Origin of the sequence: Roseibium sp. TrichSKD4 (genome assembly GCF_000148725.1) — a bacterium.
Lineage (GTDB): Bacteria > Pseudomonadota > Alphaproteobacteria > Rhizobiales > Stappiaceae > Roseibium.
The window spans coordinates 180,949-188,543 of sequence record NZ_GL476321.1; the positions used below are offsets into that span (position 1 = coordinate 180,949).

Sequence of the window (7,595 nt, forward strand, 5' to 3'; positions counted from 1 at the left end):
GCGTCAAGGTTTTCTGGCTTTCCCTTTTGCGATAATCCGCTCTGCATCGAAGTCATGTACTCGGCCAGCCTCATAATCAGTCATGCCCTTTTGCACATCGGCACGGAGCAATTCAAATTCCTGCTGTTGTAATTGGCGCTTGTGCTGCCAATCACGCAACGCTTCCCGAATAATCTCACTGCTGGAAGCATAAGAACCAGAATTGACCGCTCCTTTGACGGTGTGTGCCATTTCTGGTGTTAGCGTTATGGTCATACGTTCTACGGTGTTTGTCATAGGAACCTCTATTCATACTTAGTATGATTTTATCATATTTGCATCAATTTTCAAATTTTCTTTTTTGAATGCTGGCGGTTTATTTTCCCTTGCTTGGCCCAAGAGGCCCGAAGCTGCATAATCGGGCATCTTGCGGAACAAAGGCAGATCAACAGTTCACCATCGATCTGACTGAGGGGCCGGACCGTGGGGAGGCCGACACCCTCGAAAGCGTTTCCATCGGTTTGATTGCCGCCGCCTGTTCCCTCACCCAGGACGAAACTGACACCCGCTTTGCCTCATGGATCGACCTGCTCGCCGCCGTTCAGGACATGCGGGTTTTGATCGGCCTCAGTGAAGCTGGATATGCCCAGGCCGTCCTGCGACATGGAAAGCATCTGCCTGCAGCCTGCCTTGCCGTCGTTACCGAAAAGGCCCTGCGTGATCCACACCAGATCACATCGCCGGGAGGATATTTCCGCGCAATGATCGACCGTGCTTCAGACCACAAGCTAAACCTCAAGAAATCCCTATTCGGACTGGCAAATAACTGAATTAAAACAGGAAAAATTATGACCGACACTCATTTGAAACACATCGATACGACCGCCGTTTCTAACGAAACCGGCGAATTTGCAAATGCCAGAATAATCCTTGCCGCCCTCTACGTTGTCCTTGGCGACGATGGACAAAAGCCCGTCTCACGACAGCAGATGGTCAACGAACTGGTCCACGGGCCTGCATCCTTGAGAAAGTGGTTCAGGGGCCTCCTCGCGGAGGCAGAAAACGAAGACCCCATCCATCTCAGGACCGTAAACGCGCTCCAGAAAACCCTAGAATTAACCGAAATCGAGTTCAAAAAGGCATGCGAGGCCGCAATTGCTATCGTCGCGTGATTGGCCTAATGTGAGCGTCGCTGCGAAAATGGCCACGAATCAGAACAATTAGAGAACGGAGTTTTTGGCTTCTGAACCGATACGACCAATTGTTGTTCGATGAACTCGAAAGATTCGCGCAATTTCGGCTGCTGGCCTGCCTTCTTTTATCATTTCGATGATCTCGGACCGCTGATCGGCTGTCAGTTTAGGGCGCCGGCCCCCTGTCCGGCCCCGTTCTCGGGCAGTTTTAAGACCGGCCATGGTACGCTCGCGGATGATGCAACGCTCGAATTCGGCAAATGAGCCGAGCATTTGCATCATCATGCGACCTGCTGGTGTAGTTGTATCTATGGCCTCAGTCAGAGACCGGAAGCCTGCCCCGGCTGCCTCGATTTTCTCAAGGAGAATCAACATATCCTTGAGTGAGCGTGTGAGCCGGTCGAGTTTCCAGAGCACAACGATATCGCCCTCATCGAGTTCTGAGAGGAGCCTATGCAATTCAGGCCGGTCCCAGCGGCCGCCGGAAGCCTGCTCTTCATAGATGCGTTTGCAACCGGCACGTTTGAGTGCTTGCAATTGCGGTTCTAGGTCTTGCCCATCCGTTTTTGAAACTCGTGCGTATCCGACCATCATGATTGTGTATTAACCTGTTGCCATTACCTTTAGTTTTGCAACATGTTTACGCATCAATCAACTGCTTGTTTTCCTTTTGGCCGGAGTTTTGTTGCGCAAACGATCGTTTGTGCTCACTTGCCTCTGCGGCTTTTTTACATCTTTCTCGTGTGTATCAATCGGGATTGAAGCTTGCACAAAGAGTCCTTCTTGCAGATCGAACCCGGATAATGAAAATTGCCAGCCATAGGAACTTGAGAACCAGCGTTCCCAGCGTTGACCAAAAAAGTCGCGGATGGCCTGTTCCACAAATTCCCTCGCCTTCATCAAGGCCTGACCATGATCCCCCTCGGTAATGGATATGGAAGTATTCCGGGAACGCATCGGACCAAGTCCGCTCTCGACGATGGCCGTTAATTTACCTGCTTTATCAGGTGAGATGAACACCCGGACCTCGAGGGCGTGGGATGTTGGGCCCGACCGAGCCTGCTTGGCGGCGGGTTTGGTTTTTGAGACAGTCCTTTTTTTTTGGGGCCCCGATGGCTTTGGCTTGCGGGGAGAAGGAGATGGACTTGGCACCGGGGATGGGGCGGCGGCATTTCCCGCCGCAATGTCCAAGCCGAACAAGGCTGAGAGGTCGCTTCCTTCCAGAATTTTACCCGTGTCCACTTTTAACTGCGAGAAGGAGGTCGAAGTATCTGCGCGGGAAACAAGATCATCTGCCTCGACCCCGCGCAATTGAAACAGCAGATCGGGCTGGTGATCGAGCCTCGCACCAACGCCATAGAGCGCCCCGGCAACGTGCTTGCACATCATTGCATGGTCCGGACAACTGCATGAGAACTGGATTTCTTTCGGTTTTGGGAACAAACCGGCATTCTGCCTACACAAGCGCTCCATCACGCTTTTGGAAAATTCTCCTCGGAGCAAGTCCACAAGGGTGTCGATCCCGGAAGAGCAATCTGTACAGATTTCCGCCCAGTGAGCCTCGACCAGTTCGGAGATGGTGATGCTCACGCTATACAGGTCCGAACCACTCACAAGGGCTTCAATTTTGCCGCGCCCGATCTTGAGATCAACGACCAGGCCATGCCGGGCGCAAGACCGGCCCCGGGACAATCGGCTCTCATAATCACGATAAGATTCGAGGTTTTTGCACCACGCCTTGCCCCAGAAAGTTTCGGCTATCTGGCGTCCTTCGATAACGACCGGCGTAACCGCTTTGCCTTTCCGCTGGAGTCTCTTGACCTCCTGTTCCGCCTGTTTACGCCGCTCCGCGACGGATACATAAGGGGCCCAACTACCACCGTAGCCATATCGCGACATGGGGTTACTCCTTTACTGCCGCGTTGAGATCCAGCCTGACCAGGTCCAGAAGGGCGTCGTCGGATAGTTCGGTCAGATTGATCTCTTTGGTTTTGGAAAGCAGCGCATCTGCGAGTTCCTGCTTGGTATTGATCATGGCGTCTATCTTTTCTTCCATGGTGCCGCGGCAGAGCAATTTGTGCACCAAGACGTTCTTCTTCTGCCCTATCCGATAGGCTCTGTCTGTGGCTTGGTTCTCCACGGCCGGATTCCACCAGCGATCAAAGTGCACAACATGGGAGGCAGCTGTCAGCGTCAACCCCGAGCCTCCGGCTTTGAGAGACAGGATGAAAAATGGAATGGTTTCATCTTCCTGGAAGGCAGAAACAAGTTTCTTGCGTTTGGCAACGGCCGTGCCACCATGAAGGACAAGTCCGTCCTTGCCAAAAACCGAACCGAGGAAAGTCCTTAGCGGCTCAATAACTTCCTGAAATTGTGTGAAGACTAGCATCTTCTCTTGTCGTGAAGCCACAACTTCCGAAATCTCACGGAGCCTTGCCAATTTGCCGCTGTCTGCTTCATTCCAGTCATCATCATCCAGCCACTGGGACGGATGATTGCAAATCTGCTTGAGACGCATCAGGGTTGCCAGAACCAGCCCGCGCCGCTGGATACCATCCAGATGCTCCAGTTTTTTGGCCAGGTCATCGACGGTTTGCGCGTAAAGTGCGGCTTGACGCCGGCTCAAATGGCAGTGCGCCTTTACTTCGGGTTTGTCCGGAAGGTCTGCTATGATCGACTTGTCTGTCTTCATGCGGCGGAGAATATACGGTCGGACAAGTTCGCGTAACGGGCCATAAGAGTTTTCACCGCGTTCGGCGAGGTGGGCGGTGACTTTGGAAAACTGCTTTGCCGATCCCAAAAGACCCGGATTGATGAAGTCGAATATTGACCAGAGGTCACCAAGACTGTTTTCGACCGGCGTTCCTGTCAGTGCTATACGCCCTTGGGTCTTGAGGGTCTTGACCGCCCGTGTCTGCTTGGCTTTGGGGTTCTTGATCGCTTGGGCTTCATCAAGAATGACAAGACGCCAGTCGATATCGGAAAGGGTTGGGGCGCGCAACAACGTGCCATAGCTTGTAATAACAAGATCAAGCCTCTGTGCATCTTCACTGGAGAATTGCTGAATTTCTTTTGTCTTCATAGCAGAGGGGTGCAAAATTCTTGCCTTCAGGCTCGGAGCAAATCGTTCAATTTCCGCGATCCAATTCGCCAACAATGAGGCCGGCGCAACCAGAAGGCTCGGAGCTTGCAATTTCTGCCCGTCCCTTTGGCGTTGCGACAAGAGAAGCGCCAAAACCTGGATGGTTTTGCCAAGCCCCATGTCATCGGCAAGGCAAGCGCCAAGACCAAGGCCACTCAGCAGATTGAGCCACTGCACGCCATCTCTCTGGTATGGGCGAAGGTTGCCACGAAGAGCCGGTCCAGCATCGATGTGACAACCATCTGGAGCGCGCAGAGATCGCAAGGCTGTTTCCATCCATGTGCCAGCGGTGACGCTTGACCACTCGGAAACACTATCGTTATCGCTCTCATCTACAGGAACGCGTGCTAGCATTCTCATCGCCATGGCGAATGTCAAACCGTCCCGCTCGGCCAATTCTTCAGCTGCTTTGAAGCGATCCAATGCACTGGTCAGCCGTTCCCGATCAACCTCGATCCATTGGCCTCGCAAGAGAACAAGCCCCTCCGTGCCATCAAGCAGTTGGTCAATTTCCTGACGGCTCAGAGGTTCACCTTCGAGAGTCATTTCCGCCCTGAAATCCAACAGGCCATTCAATCCCAGGCTCGAAGGAGCGTTGTTGCCGACAACAGCGCTGACCTGCGGACGAGACGGACGTCCGGCACGCCAGCTGGCTGGCATGCGAACAAGGACCCCGGCTTGCTCCAGATCCGTCGCACTTTGGAGAAAACGGGCCGCTTCGCCGGAAGTCCACCTCAAGGGATGAAAAATTTCTCCTTTGTCAATCATTGGCTTGAGCCAGTGGCATGTCTCCGCAGCCCGTTGAACAGGGACCAACAATGACAGCAACCTGCTCCGGTTTTCAGCTCCCGAATACTCCCGCAGCGCTTGACCCAATGGCAAGTGCTGTGCCCGTGCCTGAGCAGACAGCCTGTGGGTGTAGGTCGCCATAAATGCGAAGGGGGCATCTGGATCATTTCGGTTCTCGGCCAAGCTGAAATAGACGCGGCCAACGAGATTCCATGCCGGATTGAATTCCTTCAGGAAACTCTGAAGGTCACAGCCTCTGTCAGCCAGAGAAACTTGAGCGGCATTTGCAATCTCTTCCCAGAGAGAACGCAGAACTCCGGTGGTCAGATATTCCGCCCCGGTCATCATTGGGGCATTATTGACAAGTGCCTCGAGTTCAGATTCGTCAGGAGGCGGCACATTTGGAAGCTGATTGATGGAAGAAGGTTTCTCCATAACGGTTGTATGCAGGCAAACGTGGGTGACATAACGAGCTGCAAAGGCACGCCACCAGGCAAGTGCTGGCGGTAAAGGGGATGTTATTTTACAAGCGCCAAGATGCAGCAGGCCTTGCCCAGCTCCCGAAGAAAAAGCTTTTTCGATATGCGCATCCGAGGAAGCGGGTGTATCGATGTGATCCAGGACAAGATGTCCATATGGGGTAATCCGGAGTTCGCTGGACAGCGTCTGAAACCTGGAAGTGCTGATATTCACGCGGCAATCCCCTGATCAAAATTGATGCGGCGGGTAAGGTCCGGGTCAAATCGTCCATATGGGTTGATATGTGCATATATAAGCGGCGTTAGGCCCCGCCAATCTTCCGGTGTCATCCGATCCTCCCAACCTGGCTCGGAGAGAAGCTTCTGAAGCATCAGCGTATTCACATAAACCAAACAGTTCTGAAGCAAGTGCAACGCCAATACAGCCAACTCCTGGTCTTCCATACGGTTGGTGGCAATTTCACCTCCCTTGCCGAAGAAAATGAAGCTGTTTGCGCTGTTCCAGTTTTCGACGACGTTAAGTCCGTCGTGGACCTCACGGCGAAATGCTTCATTTGCGAGATAACGGCATAGGAAAATGGTCTTTACGATCCGACCAAGTTGGTGAAGGGCTTCATATGTCGGGTGACGGACCGCTGTGCTTGCAAACCGACGCAAAATTGCTTCAGGCTCGGCTGTTTGGTGGCGCAATGCCGCAGTAAATTTGACCAGTTCATCATACTGACGTTCAATCAATTCCCAGTCGATCGCCTTGGAAAGAATTGGGGCGAGGTTGGGAAGTTCCTGGCGCAATCCCGCATCGGGCAGGTACAACCGCTGGCGTGCGATCGCCTTTAGCCTCGGCGCGAGCTCGAAACCAAGCAGCCGACAGAAAGCGAAGGCAACTTCACTCTGGCCGTGACTATCAACATACTGCCGCTGGATTGTCATGTCCGTGCAATGGCGCAATACGCCTTCAATCATTGCATGAACTTCTGAGGAAGAGCAGCGCTTCAATTGAGAATAGATGCAATTGGAACGCCGTTCGACATGCCAGTAAATCATGACGCCCCGCCCGCCATACCGGGCATGCCACTCCGTAAGAAGGTTCTGGTCCCAGGCACCGAATTTCTTTGAATCGGAAGCACACGCAGTCCCGGTGTCACCCCAAATATCAGGGTTACGTATAGCCAGGATCGCATTGGACACGAGATTTGTTGCGCTCCTTAAGGCATCCTTGTGCAGAAACTTCTGACGAACATGCAAAAGCTCTGCATGGCTTACACCGTCAGTGGCTGCGCTAATGCGCTTGAGCCCCGTGTTCGTGCCAACACCGTAAAGGCAAAGGATCAACCGCCGATGTAATGTCTCCTTGTCAAGAACGACCCGATCTCCTGAAGTCCTGAACTCTTCAAGAAATCCCGTCTGCTGTGCAGTCTCGACAACGACATCAAGCAGACTGGTTACATTCCAGCGCTCGCCAACTGATGCCTTGAGAGAACCGATATTGGGCGGTTTTGGCAAGGCTTCCAGTGGTGTGATGGAAATTCGATTCCGGCCGTTATTACGCAACGTAACCTTCCTGTTGAACCGGATGCTATCATTCAGGGATTTCAGAGCAGTTGTTGCCTCCTCTCGAAGTTTGGTGATGAAGGCATGAGCATCTTCCGGTAGGTTCAGCGATGCATAATACTTGGCTCGTCGGATTTCAAAGTCTTGCGGTAAATCCGCGTCGGGATTTCGGTAACGATCCGCATTGGTTACCCAGATCTCTTTGCAGCGCAGTAGTTCCCTGAGAACCTTGAGGACGCAAAGTTCATAATCGATCAAACTGACTTTCCATCCACCCGACCGTTCATCCTCCAAAATCAAGTTGCGCCACCTTGCCGGAATGATTTCACCGATCTCAGGACCTTCATTCAACCGGACTGAACGGGATCCTTCTTCCCGTTTTTGACGGATCAAATTCAGAGCCGCGAGAACAGGTTGGTGACGGCTGTTGTTGGAGCGAAACTCCAGGGCTTCGACAATGGG

Annotated in this window: 7 protein-coding genes; 2 read left to right on the plus strand and 5 right to left on the minus strand. The window is 52.9% G+C overall.

Annotated elements, in window-relative coordinates; translation table 11 throughout:
* Positions 1–3: 3 nt before the first annotated feature.
* Positions 4–276, minus strand: a complete 273-nt coding sequence (locus TRICHSKD4_RS27210) for a type II toxin-antitoxin system ParD family antitoxin (RefSeq protein ID WP_009469703.1) — start codon at positions 274–276, stop codon at positions 4–6.
* 89 nt (positions 277–365) lie between these two features.
* Between TRICHSKD4_RS27210 and repC the strand changes: the two genes are divergently transcribed.
* A complete protein-coding gene (repC, locus tag TRICHSKD4_RS29965) occupies positions 366–809 on the plus strand; it encodes a replication initiation protein RepC (RefSeq protein WP_208993215.1) in 444 nt (147 codons plus the stop codon).
* A gap of 18 nt (positions 810–827) precedes the next feature.
* Positions 828–1,151 (plus strand): hypothetical protein, encoded by a 324-nt coding sequence (locus tag TRICHSKD4_RS27220; RefSeq protein WP_009469705.1) that lies wholly within the window; start codon positions 828–830, stop codon positions 1,149–1,151.
* A 48-nt stretch (positions 1,152–1,199) separates the two neighbouring features.
* Here the strand turns inward: TRICHSKD4_RS27220 and TRICHSKD4_RS27225 are convergent, their stop codons facing one another.
* From TRICHSKD4_RS27225 to TRICHSKD4_RS31955, 4 genes are all read right to left on the minus strand, one after another.
* A complete protein-coding gene (locus tag TRICHSKD4_RS27225) occupies positions 1,200–1,766 on the minus strand; it encodes a recombinase family protein (RefSeq protein ID WP_009469706.1) in 567 nt (188 codons plus the stop codon).
* A gap of 57 nt (positions 1,767–1,823) precedes the next feature.
* Complete coding sequence (locus TRICHSKD4_RS27230) at positions 1,824–3,071, minus strand: zinc finger protein (RefSeq protein ID WP_009469707.1); 1,248 nt, start codon at positions 3,069–3,071, stop codon at positions 1,824–1,826.
* Between the two features lie 4 nt (positions 3,072–3,075).
* Positions 3,076–5,796: a DEAD/DEAH box helicase gene (locus tag TRICHSKD4_RS27235; RefSeq protein ID WP_009469708.1), complete on the minus strand. Its 2,721-nt coding sequence runs from the start codon at positions 5,794–5,796 to the stop codon at positions 3,076–3,078.
* The coding region (locus TRICHSKD4_RS31955; RefSeq protein WP_247642872.1) for a Tn3 family transposase at positions 5,793–7,595 on the minus strand (1,803 nt) is incomplete at its 5' end. The genes TRICHSKD4_RS31955 and TRICHSKD4_RS27235, both read right to left, overlap by 4 nt.

What these genes read in the sequence shown, in the direction of transcription:
- TRICHSKD4_RS27210 (WP_009469703.1), bottom strand. Translation starts at nt 276, where the DNA reads ATGACAAACACCGTAGAACGTATGACCATAACGCTAACACCAGAAATG.
- TRICHSKD4_RS27220 (WP_009469705.1), top strand. Translation starts at nt 828, where the DNA reads ATGACCGACACTCATTTGAAACACATCGATACGACCGCCGTTTCTAAC.
- TRICHSKD4_RS27225 (WP_009469706.1), bottom strand. Translation starts at nt 1,766, where the DNA reads ATGATGGTCGGATACGCACGAGTTTCAAAAACGGATGGGCAAGACCTA.
- TRICHSKD4_RS27230 (WP_009469707.1), bottom strand. Translation starts at nt 3,071, where the DNA reads ATGTCGCGATATGGCTACGGTGGTAGTTGGGCCCCTTATGTATCCGTC.